We start from the raw sequence: 19,566 nt of genomic DNA on the forward strand, positions 1-19,566 counted from the left end.
CACATATCGTATCAATGCAGTATCTACATAGGATACTAACTTGATCGGTAAGATAAAAACAATCGCACATCGGCGAGAGTGACGAATAATTAAACAACCTTACTTTTGCTTTGATCTAAAGACTGTTACATCATCAATTGATGTGCTTTAATCAGAACCAGACAACGTATTTGACGAATAGGAAAAGGAATCTATGAGCAGCGTATTTGAAATTGTTAACCAAGCACGACGTAAGAACAAACTTAAGCGTGAACTTCTAGACAACGAAAAGAAAGTTCGTGACAACCGCAAGCGTGTTGACCTTCTTGATAACCTACTTGATTACATCAAGCCAGAGATGACTCACGACGAGATCCTAGGCATTATCAAGAATATGAAAGCTGACTACGAAGACCGTGTTGATGACCACATCATCAAGAGCGCAGAGATTTCTAAAGCTCGCCGTGACATCAGCCGCCGCATTCGTGAACTAACAGAAGAAGACAAGCAAACGCAAGGTAAGAAGTAATCTAACCTCGCTGATTAACTTGTAATAATGTTAGTAACCCACTCTTTATAGTGGGTTTTTTTGTACATAAATTCCAGTGTCTATACTTAAGCTTACGTATTTACTGATTCAAATATTACTAGCAAAGCCAACGTAAGTAATGGAGCCACCTTATGTACTCAAGCATCCTGATTACCTTAGCGCTATCAACGACTCAACCCTACCCAGAAGAATTTGAAAGGCTGTATACCGAAGAGACTGAAATCACCTACGAGGATCTCGTGGTGGATGTTCATGGCTACAAGGTACCGACTCGCTCGGCATTTCGTGGCTGGATGCTTCTAAATCACGCAGAAGACCAAGTAAGAGAGATCGGACAACAGCTCAAAGATGCGGGAATCACACAAAGCATGCCTTTACATCTGGTGTTGTTGCAAGGAACAGACTGGGCAATGAGTAACACCACCTTGTTTACCCTCCCCAACAAAAAACATGTACCCAACATGATCAACACCTTGAAGTACATTCAAGAATACATCGAGCCTGAAATCGGTGTGGTTATTCCTGTTTCTGGTGAACGTTCAAAACTCTACAATCAACAAGCTGGCGGTGCCCTGCAAAGTAAACACTTAGAGTTCTGCGCCTTAGATCTTGTCCCAGCCAACGGTATTTCTCGAGCAGATTTGCACGTTAAACTCAAAAAAATTCACGCTGAATACGGGCAGAAGAATAACGTAGGGTTAGGCCTGTACGCCGGCGTTCGATTCCATATCGACACTTGCGGCTTCAGAAACTGGTAACTTAAAAAGACACCAAAAAGTCAAATGGACACATCAATTGACCATGTCTTTTTGACACTACCCATATCTGGATTTTTATTAAACCATTGATATTTAATTAAAGTTAAATATGGAACGCTAATTGCTATTACTAAGTATCAAAAGAAAATAATAGCAATTAGGAATTCAATATGAAGACGATGACTCAACGCTTTCAAACTCTGCTTTCTGTTTCAAACTTCAGTCTAGCTATCACAACCTTGCTTATGCTTCTCAGTATTATAGTTGCTTATCCAATGGCCAATCACTTCTCACTGCCGATTCAAATTGTCGCCCACATCAGCACCATCTTAGTCGCAGCCTTGTTGAAAATCAGTTATGTAGGTCGCTGTCTTGCACAATACAACCTTGGCTTAGAAGTCCGCTAGACGATATCAAGGCTACTGAAAAGATCGTACAACTGGTGAGATTTATAAGGTTTGGGCAAGTAGGCGTTCATGCCCGCTTCAAAACAATCTTTAATGTCTTCTTCCAGGACACTAGCGGTCAAAGCAATAATGGGTAATGGCGCAGCTTGTTGAGTGGTTTCCCACTGTCGAATCGCACGAGTCGCCGTTATACCATCCATAACAGGCATCATGCAGTCCATTAAGATGGCATCAAACTGAGCACCTTGAGTGATGACGTCCACCGCTTCTTGGCCATTACTGGCAATCAAATACTCATAACCCGCTTGCTCAAGGAAGAAGCTCGCTATTTTTTGATTCATCAGATTGTCTTCAACGATCAAAATGCGTCGATTCAGAGAGCGAACCTCTTCATCTTTTGGTTCCACCGCTGATGCTTGCTCTTCACCGACATCAAGCGATTGTAAGCTGTTTAAGAATCGTCGGCCCAAGAATGGCAAGGTATGAGTCGAGTGGACAGTTTCTGTGATTAGGTTGGTTTTGAATAGGTGATGCTGACACACGATGACGCGGGCAAGAGGATATATCGCCTTCAACGTCGCAAGATCTTTCTCCATCGAGTGATGCAAGGTATGACAATAAAGTATCAAGTCGCTTTCTTTTACACTTTCACTAAGGGCAGCAATGGATGACACCACATTGGCTCGAACATTCAAACGCTCACACTCTTTAACAAGCTGATCAAGGTAATTGAAAGAGTTCGAGATGATCGTCGCTCGGCTCAGGTTATCGAAAGTTTGAACAGGCGCTTCTACAACATCGACATACAAACAAAACGTGAATGTAGAGCCCTCTCCTTTCACTGAACGTGCGGTAATGTAGCCCCCCATCAAATCAACAAGCTGTCGACAAATCGCAAGCCCTAGCCCCGTACCACCAAATTGGCGGGTAATGCTGCCATCTTCTTGAGTGAAAGGTTCAAATATGGATTCTAACTTCTCTGGTTCAATCCCAATCCCGGTATCAGACACGCTGCATTCCAGCTTACCCCTGCCCATAGACATAGGGGTATAAGCAATGTCCGTGGTAATTGTGCCCTTGGACGTAAACTTAATGGCATTCGAAAGCAGATTGGTCAGCACCTGTCTCACGCGGTACTCATCGAAAAACAGTTGTTGCGGCGTTTGATAGTCGATATTGATGTCGAGCTCGATATCCTTACTTATCGCTTTCGACAGAATCACACTTACAGAGTCATAGACCGCCTCTCGTAAATCAGCATTGTGTGGTGACAACATCAAGTTAGCCGACTCGATTTTAGATAGGTCGAGGATGTCATTAAGTAGGACTAGCAAAGAGTGAGAAGACGATTCAATATCCCCTAATACTTCTTGCTGATTTGCGCTAAGTTGGCTTTGAGATAAGATCTCAGCCATGCCAATAATACCGTTAAGTGGCGTGCGTATTTCATGTGACATATTGGCTAAAAATGCGCTTTTGGCTTTATTGGCCGAAATCGCGTCTTCTTTTGCTGTTATCAACTCTTTATTGTGAAAGTAGTTACGCTCCATCACTCGATTTAGAGTTTCAGTGAACTCGGTGAGTTCATCGTTCCCTTGAATCTGAATCACCTTGGGTTCACCGTAGCTATCTGCGCATTCAGATACCCCTCTTAGGATAATCGATAAGTTTCGATTTAAGCGAAGAGACGTTGCTACACCGAGCCACAACAACACACCTGAAATGGCAAGAATAAGCAAGGTCATGATCAGGGTTTGCTTTTTTTGTAGCGCTATATTGTTGGTCAGATCAAACTGTAATTGCTTGGTATAAGCACCCACTGCCTTTGAAATCGCCAACTTCTTTCGTTCTAAACCTTCCACATGTTCATATATTTCAGGTGAAGAGAAGTCACCTTTGAGGATTCGATCGGTAAATCGGTTTTGAAATTCATCTTTAGAAAACGTACTTAGTAGCTTTCTAATTTCAGGCGAGCGACTACCTGATCGGAAAAACGTATCTAATAACTGCTGCTGCCTTTCTAAAGCACCAACATAACTCAATAAATATTGATCAATCAGCTCTGGAGAGCGATACAAACGGTAACTCAGCCACGCTTCTCGCTGAGTCCAGAACACGTAATGAGTAAGGTTGATAAACATCGCGTTAGCTTGACTGACTTTTTCATCCACAATGTTAATACGATATTCAGATAGCTCCATTAACACGCCTTTTAACAAGTCGAAGGCACGCTCTGTCAATTGCGTTTTGTTATCAGTAACCTGTGATGCGTCCCTGTTAATACTGGAGGTTACACGGGCGAGTCTCTCTAATACACTCTTAAGCTCAACCAGCTGTGGTTCAACAGTCCAATTACTGTCGAACTGTTGAAGCTGTTTCTCGTATTGAGCTAGCCTAGTCAAATCAGTTTTCAGTTTTAAAAGCAGCAGACCTTTCTCTGAAGAGTCATTAGACAGAACCAACCATCGATAAGCATCACTTGAAATCGTATTAAAAGATTGAAGCGCTTCAACCTTAATACGGGTTGTTTCAAGGTGATTCATCTTCTTTTCGTTCTTAAGCACTTCATTCACTGTAAACCCAAACATAATGAGTACAGAAACCGTAGAAAGAAAAATAAGACGCCATCTAATTGACATATTTATCATTTTTATAACTACTCCCTTCCCGAAAGTAATTTACCTAGCCCAGATTAAGGATAGGACATTAACAGGGGTTATTGATCAAATTGGATATGAACAAACGTTACTCTGAGCCCAGAACGAAAAATTAGAACCAACTGATATCCAGAACGGAGCTTTAAAGCGAAGGAGCATACTTGGAATAAGTGAGCTTTACGCGCGGGAGATTTCTACAAATGAGCTCTAAACGAGAAAGGTTTAAGCAAGCACGATGTAAACAAAAGACACTTTCTCCAGTTGTTATCACCCACATAACAAGTGAACATCCACTTACTACGACTCAACTAAACTGAGAATGATGACTTGCCATAACAAATAATTAGATGATTCAGGTAAAATTGTGACATCCAATCGTTTGCGTGATGGACTTTTTGCACTCGAACTCCGCTTATTCAAAAGTCGAACAAGAAAGGACGTTGATTACCTTATTTATCGTTTACTCTTTACGTGTAACCTGAGTCAATGATCACACATTTAATGATCACCATGACCTTTATTACATACTACATTTTGATTTGAGTATTTTTTGACGAAAAATAAGTGCTACAGATTGTTAAAGTCAATAGTCTTTATCGACGTTGAAACCTTGATTTTTGGCTAATATAAAGTCAATTTACAGATATTTTGTCTACATTTATTTTTCCTAGCAGAATAACCCGTCGTACCTTACAATCCTGCCACATAAAAATTACAAGTTACACACAAGGCATATCAAGCACATTTAAGTGGCAATATAGACCACAGCCTGATGCCTCAAATCCCCTATGCTGATTGGCTTCCCTACAACCGCCATGAATGCAGAAACTTAACGTGAAAGGTCCCGAGTAAAGATGAGTCCCGAAAAGCACCTCCTAGATTGGCAAACTAGTCAAACCATTGCTGAATCCATCGCTCCAACTTTAGGTCAGTTATACCGTCAAAAAGGCGTAGAAGTTATCCTCTTCGGTAAGACCCTAGTTAACGCGACAACTATCGACATCATCAAAGCTCATCGCATCGCAAAACGTTACACTGGCTCACCGCTAACCGCAGAACAAACTCAACCAATAATCCAGCATCTACTATCAATGCGCTTGTCTCCATGCCGCGTTGATGTTGGTCGTCTGGCAGCTCAGTACTGGGAAAACCACGAAGACCTTAGCGCGATGGATGATTTCCTTCAAACAGCTCTAATGGGTTCGCTTGAAGGCGACGCGATGACGAAACCTCGTGACGTCGTGTTGTACGGTTTCGGTCGTATCGGTCGTTTGCTAACTCGTATTCTTGTAGAGAAAAGCGGCCCAGGTTACCCACTTCGTTTACGCGCAATCGTTGTACGTGGCGGCAAAGATGGCGACCTAGAAAAACGTGCTAGCTTACTCCGTCGTGACTCTGTTCACGGCCAGTTCAACGGCAGCATCGTGGTAGACCAAGAACGTAAAGCAATCATCGTAAACGGCAACTTCATCCAAGTTATCTACGCAAACAAACCAGAAGAAGTGGATTACACGGCTTACGGTATTGAAAACGCACTTGTGGTTGATAACACAGGTGTATGGCGTGACGCGGAAGGCCTAAGCCAACACGTAGCGTGTAACGGTGCGAAGAAGGTTCTACTGACTGCGCCAGGTAAAGGCGACATCAAGAATGTTGTATTTGGTGTGAATGAAAATGTTATTCAACCAGAAGACACCATCATCTCTGCAGCAAGTTGTACCACCAACGCAATCACGCCAGTATTGAAAGCAGTTCACGACAAGTTTGGCGTACTGTCTGGTCACATCGAAACGGTTCACTCATTTACCAATGACCAAAACCTAATCGATAACTTCCACTCAGGTGATCGTCGTGGCCGTGCTGCGTCATTGAACATGGTACTGACATCGACAGGTGCTGCTAAAGCGGTATCAAAAGCAATGCCAGAAATGGAAGGCAAGCTAACAGGCAATGCGATTCGCGTACCTACGCCAAACGTATCAATGGCAGTAGCAAACCTAAACCTTGAGAAAGGCACAAACAAAGAAGAGTTGAACGAGTACCTACGTGAAATGGCGCTGTCTTCTGCTTTGTCTGCACAAATCGATTACACAGATTCAACTGAGATTGTATCTACAGACTTGGTTGGCTCTCGTCACCCAGGTGTGGTTGACGGTGTGGCGACTATCGCACAAGACAACCGTGCCGTGCTGTACATTTGGTACGATAACGAGTTTGGCTACAGCTGCCAAGTTGTTCACTGTATGGAACAGATGATGGGTGTTCGCTACAAGACATACCCTGAAGTTTAATCAACTTCGCTCTTGTAGATACGTCCATCGCAACAAGCTCCACAACATAATAACTATATCTGCGAAGTCTGTATGGGCTTCGCAACCCCTTTTGTTTTACTCCCCCGTATAAACAAGAGGGTTGCCACTTAGATCTGCTCTCTCTAACTGATCTAGGTGGCCTTTTTACATCTAGCGCCCTAACTTTATCGCTATGACAAGACCTTGTCTTCATCACCCTGCACAGCTTCACGTCTGTTATAACTCAACCTCAACATCTGACTGAATCGAGCTTGAACATGCGAGCACGTACCCCTGCTCAATCTGTTCTGGCGTCAATGTCTCTTGGCTGCTTGATTCCACAGACCCTTTGGTCACTTTGCATTTACACGAACCACAAATACCGCTGCGACAAGCGATAATAATTGGAACGCCTGCTTTTTCTAATGAATCCGCCAATGGTGTACCAGTTTCCGCTTCAACTTCAGCTCCGAACGCTGGCACAAATACCTTAACAGCACTATTCGTATCGTCAGCAACTTCGGCTTTTGACGCTTCTGATTGAGCATTCTGAGTAGCAGGAGTGAAGCTTTCTTGATAGAAGTTATCCATGTTGAACTCAAGTTCTTTCAGATAACTTTCAATGTCTTGCATGAAGCCTACAGGCCCACACAGGTAAACCGTTCTCTCTAAGATATCTGGGCTCAGTTTCACTAACCAGTTTTTATCTAAACGACCTTGAGGAGCCGTTGTTCCTTCGTTGTCTTTTAGCAGCAGTTTTAAGTTGAAATTCGCATGTAATTCATCGAGCTGATGAAGTTCTTGAAAGTAGATAGTCTCAAGCTTGTTGCGTGCCATGTGGACGAAATCAATCTCGATGTCACAGCCTTGAGACAGCCAATACTTGACCATCGCCATTACTGGTGTGATACCACAGCCTGCACTAACTAGCGTTACTTTCTTTGTCGCCGTTGGCATACAATCAATACAGTTAAACGCGCCTGCCGGCTTCAACACAGAAACCTCATCACCTTCATCAAGCTCATCAACAATAAAGTTCGAAACCAAACCACCTTCCACACGCTTGACCGTCAACTTCAGACAGTTATCTTCCGGGCAAGAAGCCACTGAATAAGCACGGTAATCCGTTTTCGTCGGCATATCTAAACCCAGAGTAATAAATTGCCCTGGCTTAAAATTAAAATGTAAGTCTTGTGGAATGCTGCCAAGCTCAAAGCTGACCGTATCTGGCGTCTCATGCCATTTCTTTAAACACACTAAATTGATTGAATCGCTATCCGACCATGCATACATAGTTCGCGTACCTTGCTAATGACTAGATGATTAAATGACTAAGGATTTAAATCGAAAAAGCCCCGCCGTTGTCTGTTTTTGAAAAACGTCACAACAACGGGGCTTAGGAGTTGGCTTAGATTAAGCCGCTAAGATTGTTTTAAGATCTTGCTCTGGCGTTGAGATAGAACGCATATCGAACTCGTCTTGAATAATCTTTAGTAGGTTTTCTGTTAGGAACGCTGGCGCTGTTGGGCCTGTGTAGATGCCTTTAACACCAAGAGCAAACAGAGTAAGCAGGATAACGATCGCTTTTTGCTCGAACCAAGAAAGAACAAGTGTTAGAGGCAGTTCGTTGATGCCGCAGTCAAACTCTTTAGACAGTGCTAAAGCAAGCTGAATAGCAGAGTAAGCATCGTTACATTGACCAACATCTAACAGACGTGGGATACCGTTAATATCGCCAAATTGGTTCTTATTAAAACGGAATTTACCACATGCCAAGGTCAGGATTACTGAATCTTCTGGTGCTTGAGCTGTGAAATCTGTGTAGTAACTACGCTCAGATTTGTCGCCGTCACAACCACCGACTAAGAAGAAGTGCTTAATGTTGCCTTCTTTCACTTGCTCAACAACCGCAGGCGCTGCTTCCATCAATGCGTTACGACCAAAGCCAACAGTGATCATTTGCTCGATCTCGTCATGCTTGAAGCCTTCTTGTGCAAGAGCACAATCGATCACAGCGCTGAAATCGTCACCTTCAAGGTGAGCAACACCCGGCCAGCCAACGATGCTACGCGTAAATAGACGGTCAGCGTATGAGCCTACATCAGGGTTAAGCAAACAGTTAGATGTCATTACGATCGCACCAGGGAAGTTCGCAAATTCTTTTTGCTGGTTCTGCCAAGCGCTGCCGTAGTTACCCGCAAGGTGTGGGTACTTGTTCAGTTCAGGGTAACCGTGTGCAGGTAGCATCTCACCGTTGGTGTAAACGTTAATGCCCCTACCTTCTGTTTGTTGAAGGATCTTTTCTAGATCATGCAGGTCGTGACCGGAAACAAGGATACAGTGACCTTTCTTCGTCTTCACATTCACGGTTGTTGGTTGAGGGTGACCAAATGTATCTGTCTCGCCCTTATCCAGCATTTCCATTACTTTGTAGTTCATCAAGCCAATCTGCATAGACGTATCTAACAGTTGTTTTAGGTCTGATGGGTCTGTACCTAGGAACGCCATGATTTCGTGGTATTCAGCAAAAATAGCATTGTCAGTTTGACCAAGAACACGTGCGTGCTCCATGTACGCTGCCGCACCTTTTAAGCCGTATAGGCAAAGAAGGCGAAGACCAATCACATCTTCGTGTTGAGAGTCGTGACCGCGGTTTACCGCTGCTTGAGGGGCAAGCGCCAATAACTCTGACGAATCCGTTGGAAGATCGAATTGAGCAGCAGCAGAAAGCGCTGGGATCTCAAAACCGGTCAACGTAGCTGCCGCTCGAACTTGTTGTTCTAAACGCTGCTTAAACTCGTGAGATTGCTGAGCAAATTCGATGATGCGAGCAGGATCGAAGTTAACGTTCGTTAATGTTGCGAAAAATGCTTTTGGTGCCCATTCATCAATTTCAGTATCAATAACATCAAAAGCACGGCCTAAATTAGCCCAGAAAGAAACACCTTGAAGAGAATGCACCAACACGTCTTGAAGGTCGGATACTTCCGAAGTTTTACCACACATACCTTGTGCGAAAGAACAGCCTTTTACGGTTGGGGTTTGAATTGTTTGCTCACATTGAATACAGAACATATAAGGGGCTCCAGTAATTTTTATTAGCTGTAAGTGCTTTGCTTACAGTGACTTATTCCAACCCCTATAGAGCACCAACCGTGCCAACTTTTAACTCATTGATTTTATTAAACTTAAATATATTCCATATTTTTAGTGCGTGATTATGACTACATATAAACTCCCCAAGAGCACACATCCGTGTCATAGTGACTCTCCGAGATTAATTAACGGCGTTCATGTTTCGTTCAGAATAGAAGCGATAAAGTAACAACATAGAAAAAGAGGAATGAATATGAAAAATATATTAGTTACGATTGTTGCATTATTTACTGGCCTTTTGGCGCTATTCACAAGCTTGATCCTTGCTATTCCTTTGGCTATTGCAGCTTTAATCACTGGCAAGCGCATTCAGAATCAAATGAAGAAACAAGGTTTCGCAGCTCATATGAACACTCGTCAGTCATCAACCCATGATGCCGGTGTTATTGAAGGTGAGTACGAAGACCTTTCAAGCCGAAAATAATCTAAACTTCAGTTTCAGACATAGTGAAAGCACAACAGAGACAAGATTACATAATGCAAAGAAAGCCCCTCCTAGCACTGCTGGCCTTAACGACTTTAAGTCTCGTTGGTTGCTCCAACGAGACATCAATACCCGCTTACGAAACTTCTCCAGATTTGCCTAGCTATCAGCAAGACAGCTTTGATGCCTACGTCAATGACACACAAGATTGGTTATTGAAAAACCGTGTGTTCATGACGGAAGACAAACAACTCGAGATCCAACTCAATTCACCAACCGAGTATCAACCAACCTCGCCAAACGGCAAGGCAGTGTTACTGGTTCATGGATTAGGTGACTCACCCTACTCATTTAAAGACATCGCTACCCATTTGGCTGAGCAAGGTTACTTAGTGAGAACCGTGTTACTGCCGGGTCACGGTAGTCGCGTGGGTGACTTAATGCAGCCGAGCCTAGAAGATTGGCAAGGTGTGGTAGCTCATCATACGAAATTACTTGAGCAAGAGTATGATTCTGTTTGGCTAGGCGGCTATTCAACCGGCGCGAATCTCGTGACTTCACAGGCGATGCATGATCCAAAGATCTCTGGGTTACTGCTGTTCTCTCCTGCGTTTCAACCGAGCTCGTCAGCCGTTCAATATGCAGAGCTAGCGAGCTACTTTGTTACTTGGGCCGATCAAGATCCTGAAGATAATGTGCTGCGTTACAACTCACTGCCAATGAACGGTGCTTCAGTTTACTACGAGACATCAGAAGTCGTTCGCAATGACTTGGAAGATAAGCACTTTGATAAGCCGGTGTTTATTATGATGAGTGAAGGCGACAGCGTGATTGACACCAACTACGTTCAGCAAGCATTTACTGAATCGATGCCGAATCCAAACAATGTGTTGGTTTGGCAAGGAGAAACGACACTCGAGGATCCTCGCGCTGTTCAGTACAGCATGAAAATTCCAGATCAGCGTATCTCGAACGGCTCTCACATGGGCTTACTGTTCTCACCAAGCAACCCTTACTACGGAATCAATGGTAGCGAGAAGATCTGCTCTAATGGTCAGGCTGAAGGCTTTGAAGAACAATGTAATGCAACCAGTGAAGTTTGGTACTCAGCATGGGGCTATCGCGAAGAAGGGAAGAACCATGCGCGTTTGACCTACAACCCCTACTTCTCAGATTCTATGGCGAAGTTAGATGCCGTGCTGAATTCTGAAGGCTAACAAGCTCAAACCTGTCGAAGCCAATCCATAGAAATCAAAAAGGCTCACTAGATAACGTCTAGTGAGCCTTTTTTAATGAGTATCGTTTCTCGTAACTTACTCTTATCGCTTACTGCTATATCGTCCACACCACACGAACAGCAAGCAGGATCAACACCAAACCTGATAGTCGGTCAATCAGCTGCGCCTTTGAGCGAATACGTTCAACAATCAACGGGCTAGACAGCACCAAGGTGATAAAAGTGTACCAAAGGCCGTCGACAATCAACGGCGTTGAGACAATGATCACTTGATTGCTCAGTTCATTACCTAATGCAACAAATTGGCTGAACAGAGCGATGAAGAACAGCGCAATCTTTGGGCTTAAGATAGAGATCAAGAAAGCCTCGCGAGCAGACTGCATGTAACTCATCTTTTCCCCCGCTTCCAATTTCGCGGCAACACCACCTTTCGAACGCAACGCATTCACGCCGAGATAAAGCAGATACGCAGCACCCGCTAAACTAATACCTTTGAACAACATGGGTGATTGCTCAAGCACAACGGCTAAACCAACAATGGTTGCGAACGCATAAATACCGATACCAGCAGCATGCGACCAAGCTGCGATAAGTCCGTTCATGCGGCCACCAGCCAAGCTGTGCTTAGCGATCATCGCCAAACTCGGGCCCGGAGACATTGCACCCAACAAGCAAATCGCTAATAAAGAAAACCAAATTGTTACTGTCATCATTCCATTCCTAGTAAAATAAAGCGTTCCAGCTGAACACTCTACGCTTAATACTCAATACTTGGCACTTACCATAATCCGCAGAACGTATCATTTGAAATCAAAGGTTATCATTACACTTATGATTTCAAATCATACTGATATTGTAACTCGACTTTTTCATGGCTTGGAATGCCTTTTCTCTCGCCCATTTGTGGGCAGAGTCGTTGTCATATTTAGGGTGCCACATTAACCAATAGGTATGCATTTCCGTATCAAACGGCAAAGAAAAGTAGGTAGTATCGAGGTGTCGACCTAGGTTATAGGCGATATGTTCCGGCACAATCATCAGGTAATCGTCTTGCATCAATACAGTACCAGCCGACGAAAAGAACGGAACCTGTAGCGCGACTCTTCGCTTAAGTCCTTGCTTCTTCAATGCTATGTCCGCGTAGCTGTCTTTATCTCCGCCCCCCGTCACCTTTATGTGAGAGTAGTTAACAATGTCTTCTGCACTCAAAACCACTTGTTGAGCTAATGGGTGAGACTTGCGCATCAAACACACCGACTTGTCTTCACCAAGTTTGATGCTTGAAACATGCTCTGGCTTTGTGGGAAACATACTAGAAGCTAAGTGGATCCCCGACTCGTTCAGTGCTTCAAGGTAGTTTGGCTGCCACAGGCGATAAGCCAAATTGATATTCGGCGCTTCAGCGGACACCTCTGCAACAATCACAGGAAGAATATACTGAGCCACATAATCACTCGAAGACAACACCAACTCACCTTGCCAGTCTCGTGGCTCAAAGGGTTTATCGTCTAACAGGTGATCAAACTCTCCAAGCAAGTCATCGAGCTTATCTTTAAGCTGAAGAGCACGATTAGTAGGAACCAGTTTGTTACCATCACGAACCAACAAAGGATCGCCACACAAATCTCTTAGCTGGCTAAGTTGGCGGCTAACCGCTGACTGTGTAATATGCAAGCGTTGAGCTGCGCGGCTTACATGACACTCTTCTAGAAGTACATGCAGCGAACGCAGTAGGTTTAAGTTGATATTGCCTAACATGGATGTACCGTCGGATTCAGTTTGTTAAAAAACTCGGTAAGCACAGTATGAGTCATTAGGTGACGCAGATCTGGATAGCTTTGCAGTTGGTCGCGAACTTGATTTAAACGCTCCATGCTTTCCACTTCAACGTACAGCATCATGTCCGTCTCACCGCTGATCGAGTGACACCACTGCACACCATCAATACTCTGGATTCGTTGCGCGTAGGACTCACAACTATGGTCGCTGCTCGACATGTCGAACTTCAACAAAATATAAGCACACACATTCTTCGTTTGATTGGGTTCTGTCACTTGAGCGCAGTAGCCCGTAATCACTTTATCGCTTTCCAGTTTCTTGATTCTGGCGTTCACAGCTGAGCGCGAGAGACTGACATCTCGTGCGATATCACTCACTGAGCATCGAGCGTTGGTTTTGAGAATATCCAAAATCTGGCGATCAAATTTATCCATGCTTCTGATTCTTTCCACTTATTGTTCTATTTATAACGCCTAATTTGACACAACTTTCCTACTTATAACAGCCATTATGACAGCCGACACTTTCACGCTTAATCGGATTAATACCGTTAAAATGACGGTGTCTTACGACGTTTCGCTAGCTGTATTATTGATGGCGACAATGTATGCTCTCATTCATAGCATCACCCAAACATCAGAAGACAGGCAAAAGAAGGCCGATATAATAAGCCAATAGCTAGGAGAGCGAATGACACAACTCAAACAAGAGATCACGCTGATCTCAGGAATAGGACAACTCTCTACGACCTTGCTAGGCACTGGATTATTTATGATTCCCGCTATCGCTGCAGGTATCGCAGGTCAGTTGTCGCTACTGGCATGGTTAATCTTGTTTATCGCCATTTGCCCGATCGCCCTCACCTTTGCTGCCTTAGGAAAACACTACCCGAATGCAGGTGGTACAGCTTACTTTGTACGTCAGGCGTTTAGCGAGCGATTAGAAACAAGCGTGGCGTGGTTGTTTGTGAGTGTTATTCCTGTCGGTATTCCAGCGGCCATTGCACTGGCAGGAGGTTTTGCTCAACAGTTATTACACTCACCTCTCGACACACCACTTGGGGCTCAATCCTTTACCGTCGCTCTGCTGATTGCCGTCAATTTGATGGGCAGTAAGTCTTCAGGCCGCTTGCAAACGGTGATTGCCTTATCGATTTTTGCCTTGGTTAGCGCTTTTGTTTGGAAAGCCGACATCACGGTAACCGATGTGGCTCTCCCTACCATCTCGTCCGATTCTATGTGGTCCATCGGCGCTGCTTTAGCCGTCATGTTTTGGTGCTTTGTCGGAATAGAAGCTTTTGCTCACATGGGAGAGGAGTTCAAAAATCCACAACGTGACTTCCCAATCGCCATCATTGCAGGCTGTTTTGTTGCGGGGTTAGTGTACTGGGCTTGTTCAGTGGTGATTCTTAAACTGGGGGCTTACGGTTCACCTGAATTCGATGCCGCATCCATCCCTTGGGTAACAGAACAATTGTTTGGTAATGGCTTCAAAACCGTCATCAGTGTACTTGGCTTCTTTGCTTGTTTTGCCAGCCTAAACCTTTATACCCAAAGCTTGTCTCGCATGATCTGGGCTCAAGCTCGCCAACACACTCCTACAAGTAGAATGGCTCAACTGAACAGCCGTGGCGTACCACTTTACCCAACATTAGCAATTGGATTTATCGCGCTTATCTCGTGTGTGATTGGTGAACTGTCTAATTTGGACCTTGAATTCTTTCTTAAACTCGCCAATGGTATTTTTGTTTTGGTTTATTTGCTCGCTATGTTAGCGGCTTGCCGATTACTGACAGGTGCATCTAGATACACAGCCATGCTCTCATTGGTCATATGTACCTTAGTGTTTATCTGTTTAAGTTGGTCGATGCTCTATGCCGTGACTATTTTTGTGACATTGTCACTCCCTTGGCGAAAATGGTTGGGTAAGCCCACTGTTTCTATCGACAAGTTGTAACTCGATTAGTGATGAATCAGAAAATTGTAAACAAGCCCTACCAATATTACTGATAAAAAAGCCGAGCGATCTGTTTGATCTTCGGCTTTATCTCAGCCAAACGTATATTTCCAAAACCCAGCACCGCCCCACTCCAATCACGAGCATCACTCGAACCGTATTCATAAAAATCAAACGGACGAATGATGATATTTTCAAGCTCTGCTCTGCGGCTCCACTCATGTTCAGATATTCCGTTGTACCACTTCACCGTTACATGTAGTCCTGCCGCCTGACTGATCACTTCAAGATCACCGTTAAACTCACTTTTAATCGCTTCTATCATCGCTTCATGTTTGAGTTTGTAGGAACGACGCATCTTTCTGATATGACGCAATAAATCACCTTCTCGAACAAAATCCGACAAAGCTTCTTGTGTATGAGACGCCGTGTCTCCAGTGAGTGCATCTTTAATCTCAAGACACTTCGCCACCAGACTTTCTGGCACCACTAAGTAGCCTAAGCGGAGTCCGTTGAACATGACTTTACTCAGCGAACCAACATAAATGATTCGGTCATCAAACCCGAGTTTACCCGCTAAGCCTTGCATACTGGTGTAAGGGCGATGTGCAAACTGAAACTCACTGTCGTAGTCATCTTCAATGATCCATGACTGATGTTTGTTGGCCCAATCGATGAGCTTGAGGCGTTGCTCAGTATTTAAAGTCGTGCCCATTGGGTATTGGTTACTCGGCGTGACATACAGAGCCTTAGCATTACTGAACAACACTTTTTCAATATCTAATCCAACCTTTTCACGGACACTTACGCCATCTAACTCTAACCTCAACAGATCGATAATTTTATGCACTTGTCGATAACCGGGCTCTTCCACCAGGATTTTGTCGCCCATCGCCAACGTCGCCATCAAACCAATTGAGATAGCTTGCTGAGCACCTGCGGTTATGATGATTCTGTCAGCACTACAATGAACTGAACGGCTGCTTGCAAGATACCCGGTCAACGCTTCCCTCAAGGCCAAGCTTCCCTGAACCTCTTGATTGCCCGCAATGTTCTGACGTGCAGAGTGGCGTTGCAACAGCCTCTGCCACTTAGCATAAGGGAACGCATCTAAGTCAGGGACTCCTGGGGCAAAGCTGCGGTTAATGTCGTTAGGTGTCGCTATATTTGCACTCGGCTTACTTATTACGTGCCTAACCTGTACATCCTGAACACTGTTTGGCTGAGACAAACTGAGAAAATGCTCCGGCTGTTCAACCGACACGTAAAAACCCGAGCCTTGCTTACTCTCGATATAGCCTTCAGTGACCAGTTGTTCGTACGCGTAAATCACTGTATTTCGACTCACCGATAACTCGACGGCCAACTTACGTGTTGAAGGTAACTTACTGCCCTTGCTCCATAAATCTTGAACGATCTTCTCTCTTATCGCGTGGAACAAGGCGGTTTGACGCGTGTCGTGTTGTTCGTCTAACTGTAGATCACCGACATCGATAGGCTGCATAACTGGATCCAAATAGTGTTTAAAAGTGGCTCTATTTAATAGACCAGTTAATCGCTACATTAATCAAAAGGCAATGATTAAGGAGCGATTATGTTATCTAACACGAAAAGAACCACGATTAAAAAAGGGGCTCACAAAGCCGTATTTGAACAAGAGAAACTGCACCAAATCATTGATGAGAGCTTAATCGCACACATTGCATTGCAAGGCGAACAAGGCCCAATGGTTATCCCGATGCTCGCGTGGCGAGTGGATGACATGGTCTACATTCATGGGGCTAAAAACAGTCGCTTACTGAAAGGGCTAAAGAAAGGAGAACCAACCTGCTTAACGTTCACTCTGTTCGATGGTTGGGTATTGGCTCGTTCGGCATTTCATCACAGTGCGCACTATCGTTCTGCAGTGGTACTGGGGTCTTTTTCAGTTATTGATGACAACCAAGAAAAGGATCGCTTGCTGAATATCTTTATTGAGCAAATCGCACCGGGAAGAACCGATGAAGTCAGGCTAAGTAATGATAAAGAGCTCACCGCAACCGAGCTATTGGCGATTCCTTTAACAGAAGCCTCCGTAAAAATTGGTAAACATGGCGTGAATGATGATAAGACTGATATGGATATCCCAGTCTGGGCTGGCGTATTACCTTATCGAACGGTAGTAGGGCCACTAGAAACAGTGCCAGAGCAAGAAGGTATTATTGAAACACCTGATTACCAACAAGCCTATGGTGAACGTTGGTATCAGAATTAACACACGAAGATGGTCAACCAAGAATAATTGTATACAATCTGGCGTATCAAAAATTTAGCATAATGAAATTCTGTCGCCAGATGATGAACAGGAATAAGGACACTCTTCCACTTCAAGGCTTGCTCAATGGTATTGGGCAAGTCTATTTCACACCATCTGCTGTAACATCCCTTTTGTTATTGCTAGCTATCTCTATTGAATCAATTCCACTGGCTTGTTTAACTATACTCGGTGTCAGCTGCAGCTACATATTAGCTCGCTATACCCATAACAGCATTAACACCAACAACAAACCAACTCATGATCTTAACAGTGGTATGTATGCGTTAAATGGCGCACTGATCGGTTTGTTCATTGGTAACTTCTTTGGGGTCACCCCAATACTAGCGGCTGTGACAGTCTTCGGTGCCCTACTCACCGTACCAATCGCTAAAATAGTGTTTAGCTTTAAAAAGTACCGCGGTTACACCAGCGCCTTTGTTATCACCTCTTGGGGAATTTATGTTGTCCAATCAACCTTCGAGCTTTCTGCATTTTCAACATCAAGCATTGCGTTGATGCCACTCATTGATATCGGTACAGATGTGAAAAACTACTTACCAACGTTTGTGGTGACCATGCTAAAAGGGATCAGCCAAGTCAGTTTTATCAATAATGAGTTTTCCGGATTGGTTATCTTGGTCGCAATCGCACTGAACAGCTTCATGCACGCTGTTTGGATACTGCTTGCGGTGTTTATTAGTACCCTATTTAGCTCTTTGGTTGGTGCTGACAACGAACTGATCAAGCAAGGTCTTTATGGCTACAACGCCATTCTTGCAACTCTAGCACTTGTGCTCTATCCACGAATTCCTTGGCCGCTAATCCTATTAGGCATGCTGTTGAGTTGCCTTATTACCCTAGGCTTTCACACCTTGGCACTGCTGCCATTAACAGCGCCTTTCATTTTGAGTACTTGGGCTGTGGTTTACTTATCAGGCTTGTTACAGAAACGAAGTCTAGCCTAAAAACATAAACTATAGATCCGTCCAAAACCTCTCGACATATTGCTTTGGCGTTAAACCTCGATGTTTCTTAAACATTCGATTGAAGCTGGCAGTATTGGTATAGCCTAAGCGTTTAGCGACATCTTCAATGGGCAATTTATAACTCAACAATTCCACCGCAACATTACTCAATGCATAACCCATTATGGTAGAAAAATTGACACCCCGTTTGTGTAAACGTCGCTGAAACTGCTGCTCAGATAACCCCAGAAGGCTAGAAACTTTATGCAGAGTCGGCAAACCGAAATGGCGGCTGTAGTTGATCATCTCATAAGTCACCTTATGTTCATCACCGGCATCTGGCATATTGAGGTAGTTGTCTAGGTCGTGAAAATTCATCGCCAGCCCCATTTTACCTACACTTGGCGATTGATTAATAGACAACCTCAACTCACTCCGTATCCAAACCTCTGTACGAGGTTGCCCCCATTGAATCGTACAACCGAAATACTCATGGTAGAGATCAACGTTATCTCGATGGCCGGCAATTGATACCGCCATGGGTTTAAAACCATCCCCTAAATAACGGCGCAAAATCTTCATAATGAAAATGGCCACTCTTATCGAGTCATGTACTTTGCCCGTTTCCGTGTAAGCGGGATTGTCGTAGCACCATTTAATCATGGTTCCGACTTGAGCACCGTATAAGAAAGCACCCGACTGTAAACAATGCAGTCCGATGTTGACTCTGCGGATCGTCGACGCAAGATCGTGACCAGAAAAAAACCAATTGGTTAACGGGCCTAATCTTTCAATATCTACACGATCAGCCAATTTCAATATGATATCCGGATCATTAGTTTGCTCTTCAAGTAGACCATACCATTTGTCCACTTCACTAACGGGAATAAGGTTCATCGGGTTATTAAACACCGATTTAGGAATACCTAATTGCTCGGTATTCACGGCCTTATTGGTCATTGCGTATTGGTAAATACCCAAAATACCCAATGCTCTTAAGAAGTTACAGTTGTTCATTAGCCCCCTACCTAGAAGTCACTATTACAGATCAAATCATATTGACACCATTATTAAAGTAATTGGTAAATTTTCAACCTCTAAATCTGATATC

17 protein-coding genes are annotated in these 19,566 nt (G+C 44.0%); 9 read left to right on the forward strand and 8 right to left on the reverse strand.

The features are described 5' to 3' along the window. The first annotated feature begins 193 nt into the window (after window positions 1-193). The 3 genes from BCU34_RS14180 (at window position 194) to BCU34_RS14190 (ending at window position 1,694) form a co-directional block, all read left to right on the forward strand. Complete coding sequence (locus BCU34_RS14180) at window positions 194-508, forward strand: DUF496 family protein (RefSeq protein ID WP_004730049.1); 315 nt, start codon at window positions 194-196, stop codon at window positions 506-508. Between the two features lie 152 nt (window positions 509-660). Further along, the gene (locus tag BCU34_RS14185; RefSeq protein ID WP_048659066.1) at window positions 661-1,287 is read left to right on the forward strand and encodes a D-Ala-D-Ala carboxypeptidase family metallohydrolase; all 627 of its coding nucleotides are present in this window, start codon (window positions 661-663) and stop codon (window positions 1,285-1,287) included. Window positions 1,288-1,457: 170 nt separating this feature from the next. Beyond that, complete coding sequence (locus BCU34_RS14190) at window positions 1,458-1,694, forward strand: hypothetical protein (RefSeq protein ID WP_048659065.1); 237 nt, start codon at window positions 1,458-1,460, stop codon at window positions 1,692-1,694. Here the strand turns inward: BCU34_RS14190 and BCU34_RS14195 are convergent. Further along, on the reverse strand, window positions 1,691-4,282 hold the full coding sequence (locus tag BCU34_RS14195) for an ATP-binding protein (RefSeq protein ID WP_102480518.1): 2,592 nt from the start codon (window positions 4,280-4,282) through the stop codon (window positions 1,691-1,693). The genes BCU34_RS14190 and BCU34_RS14195 overlap by 4 nt on opposite strands. 923 nt (window positions 4,283-5,205) lie before the next feature. Between BCU34_RS14195 and BCU34_RS14200 the strand changes: the two genes are divergently transcribed. Next, on the forward strand, window positions 5,206-6,642 hold the full coding sequence (locus BCU34_RS14200; RefSeq protein WP_048608907.1) for a glyceraldehyde-3-phosphate dehydrogenase: 1,437 nt from the start codon (window positions 5,206-5,208) through the stop codon (window positions 6,640-6,642). A 237-nt stretch (window positions 6,643-6,879) separates the two neighbouring features. On the opposite strand, the gene BCU34_RS14205 is transcribed toward BCU34_RS14200, so the two are convergent. Both BCU34_RS14205 and hcp read right to left on the reverse strand, forming a co-directional pair. Continuing rightward, window positions 6,880-7,935, reverse strand: coding sequence for a hybrid-cluster NAD(P)-dependent oxidoreductase (locus tag BCU34_RS14205; protein WP_102480517.1), 1,056 nt, complete (start codon window positions 7,933-7,935; stop codon window positions 6,880-6,882). Between the two features lie 120 nt (window positions 7,936-8,055). Next, window positions 8,056-9,717 carry a hydroxylamine reductase gene (hcp, locus tag BCU34_RS14210; protein WP_102480516.1) on the reverse strand — a complete coding sequence of 554 codons (1,662 nt, stop codon included), beginning with the start codon at window positions 9,715-9,717 and terminating at the stop codon, window positions 8,056-8,058. A 274-nt stretch (window positions 9,718-9,991) separates the two neighbouring features. On the opposite strand from hcp, the gene BCU34_RS14215 reads away from it, so the two are divergent. Together BCU34_RS14215 and BCU34_RS14220 are read left to right on the forward strand one after the other, a co-directional pair. Further along, window positions 9,992-10,222: a hypothetical protein gene (locus BCU34_RS14215; protein ID WP_048659061.1), complete on the forward strand. Its 231-nt coding sequence runs from the start codon at window positions 9,992-9,994 to the stop codon at window positions 10,220-10,222. Between the two features lie 53 nt (window positions 10,223-10,275). Continuing rightward, complete coding sequence (locus BCU34_RS14220) at window positions 10,276-11,439, forward strand: alpha/beta hydrolase (RefSeq protein WP_048659059.1); 1,164 nt, start codon at window positions 10,276-10,278, stop codon at window positions 11,437-11,439. Window positions 11,440-11,554: 115 nt separating this feature from the next. Here BCU34_RS14220 and BCU34_RS14225 read toward each other — a convergent pair whose 3' ends face one another. The 3 genes from BCU34_RS14225 to BCU34_RS14235 all read right to left on the reverse strand — a co-directional run bounded on the left by BCU34_RS14225 (window position 11,555) and on the right by BCU34_RS14235 (window position 13,672). Further along, entirely contained in the window at window positions 11,555-12,169 is a 615-nt protein-coding gene (locus BCU34_RS14225) for a LysE family translocator (protein ID WP_102432680.1), read from the reverse strand. Window positions 12,170-12,296: 127 nt separating this feature from the next. Then, the gene (locus BCU34_RS14230; RefSeq protein WP_102432679.1) at window positions 12,297-13,217 is read right to left on the reverse strand and encodes a LysR family transcriptional regulator; all 921 of its coding nucleotides are present in this window, start codon (window positions 13,215-13,217) and stop codon (window positions 12,297-12,299) included. Then, window positions 13,211-13,672 (reverse strand): Lrp/AsnC family transcriptional regulator, encoded by a 462-nt coding sequence (locus BCU34_RS14235; protein WP_065675842.1) that lies wholly within the window; start codon window positions 13,670-13,672, stop codon window positions 13,211-13,213. Before BCU34_RS14235 ends, BCU34_RS14230 begins: the two co-directional genes overlap by 7 nt. A gap of 256 nt (window positions 13,673-13,928) precedes the next feature. On the opposite strand from BCU34_RS14235, the gene yjeH reads away from it, so the two are divergent. Next, entirely contained in the window at window positions 13,929-15,194 is a 1,266-nt protein-coding gene (gene yjeH, locus BCU34_RS14240) for an L-methionine/branched-chain amino acid transporter (RefSeq protein ID WP_102480515.1), read from the forward strand. A gap of 46 nt (window positions 15,195-15,240) precedes the next feature. Here the strand turns inward: yjeH and BCU34_RS14245 are convergent, their stop codons facing one another. Beyond that, window positions 15,241-16,698, reverse strand: a complete 1,458-nt coding sequence (locus tag BCU34_RS14245) for a PLP-dependent aminotransferase family protein (RefSeq protein WP_102432677.1) — start codon at window positions 16,696-16,698, stop codon at window positions 15,241-15,243. A 90-nt stretch (window positions 16,699-16,788) separates the two neighbouring features. Here BCU34_RS14245 and BCU34_RS14250 point away from each other — a divergent pair, with 90 nt between their 5' ends. Further along, the gene (locus BCU34_RS14250; RefSeq protein WP_048659053.1) at window positions 16,789-17,448 is read left to right on the forward strand and encodes a pyridoxamine 5'-phosphate oxidase family protein; all 660 of its coding nucleotides are present in this window, start codon (window positions 16,789-16,791) and stop codon (window positions 17,446-17,448) included. Window positions 17,449-17,528: 80 nt separating this feature from the next. After that, window positions 17,529-18,455 (forward strand): urea transporter, encoded by a 927-nt coding sequence (locus BCU34_RS14255; protein ID WP_102480514.1) that lies wholly within the window; start codon window positions 17,529-17,531, stop codon window positions 18,453-18,455. Window positions 18,456-18,464: 9 nt separating this feature from the next. Here BCU34_RS14255 and BCU34_RS14260 read toward each other — a convergent pair whose 3' ends face one another. Then, on the reverse strand, window positions 18,465-19,472 hold the full coding sequence (locus BCU34_RS14260) for an AraC family transcriptional regulator (protein ID WP_048659051.1): 1,008 nt from the start codon (window positions 19,470-19,472) through the stop codon (window positions 18,465-18,467). Between the last annotated feature and the right edge of the window lie 94 nt (window positions 19,473-19,566).

Origin of the sequence: Vibrio sp. 10N.286.45.E10 (assembly GCF_002874195.2) — a bacterium.
Lineage (GTDB): Bacteria > Pseudomonadota > Gammaproteobacteria > Enterobacterales > Vibrionaceae > Vibrio > Vibrio crassostreae.

Coding starts and splice junctions, on each gene's coding strand:
- BCU34_RS14180 (WP_004730049.1), top strand. CDS start 194: ATGAGCAGCGTATTTGAAATTGTTAACCAAGCACGACGTAAGAACAAA.
- BCU34_RS14185 (WP_048659066.1), top strand. CDS start 661: ATGTACTCAAGCATCCTGATTACCTTAGCGCTATCAACGACTCAACCC.
- BCU34_RS14190 (WP_048659065.1), top strand. CDS start 1,458: ATGAAGACGATGACTCAACGCTTTCAAACTCTGCTTTCTGTTTCAAAC.
- BCU34_RS14195 (WP_102480518.1), bottom strand. CDS start 4,282: ATGTTTGGGTTTACAGTGAATGAAGTGCTTAAGAACGAAAAGAAGATG.
- BCU34_RS14200 (WP_048608907.1), top strand. CDS start 5,206: ATGAGTCCCGAAAAGCACCTCCTAGATTGGCAAACTAGTCAAACCATT.
- BCU34_RS14205 (WP_102480517.1), bottom strand. CDS start 7,935: ATGTATGCATGGTCGGATAGCGATTCAATCAATTTAGTGTGTTTAAAG.
- hcp (WP_102480516.1), bottom strand. CDS start 9,717: ATGTTCTGTATTCAATGTGAGCAAACAATTCAAACCCCAACCGTAAAA.
- BCU34_RS14215 (WP_048659061.1), top strand. CDS start 9,992: ATGAAAAATATATTAGTTACGATTGTTGCATTATTTACTGGCCTTTTG.
- BCU34_RS14220 (WP_048659059.1), top strand. CDS start 10,276: ATGCAAAGAAAGCCCCTCCTAGCACTGCTGGCCTTAACGACTTTAAGT.
- BCU34_RS14225 (WP_102432680.1), bottom strand. CDS start 12,169: ATGACAGTAACAATTTGGTTTTCTTTATTAGCGATTTGCTTGTTGGGT.
- BCU34_RS14230 (WP_102432679.1), bottom strand. CDS start 13,217: ATGTTAGGCAATATCAACTTAAACCTACTGCGTTCGCTGCATGTACTT.
- BCU34_RS14235 (WP_065675842.1), bottom strand. CDS start 13,672: ATGGATAAATTTGATCGCCAGATTTTGGATATTCTCAAAACCAACGCT.
- yjeH (WP_102480515.1), top strand. CDS start 13,929: ATGACACAACTCAAACAAGAGATCACGCTGATCTCAGGAATAGGACAA.
- BCU34_RS14245 (WP_102432677.1), bottom strand. CDS start 16,698: ATGCAGCCTATCGATGTCGGTGATCTACAGTTAGACGAACAACACGAC.
- BCU34_RS14250 (WP_048659053.1), top strand. CDS start 16,789: ATGTTATCTAACACGAAAAGAACCACGATTAAAAAAGGGGCTCACAAA.
- BCU34_RS14255 (WP_102480514.1), top strand. CDS start 17,529: ATGATGAACAGGAATAAGGACACTCTTCCACTTCAAGGCTTGCTCAAT.
- BCU34_RS14260 (WP_048659051.1), bottom strand. CDS start 19,472: ATGAACAACTGTAACTTCTTAAGAGCATTGGGTATTTTGGGTATTTAC.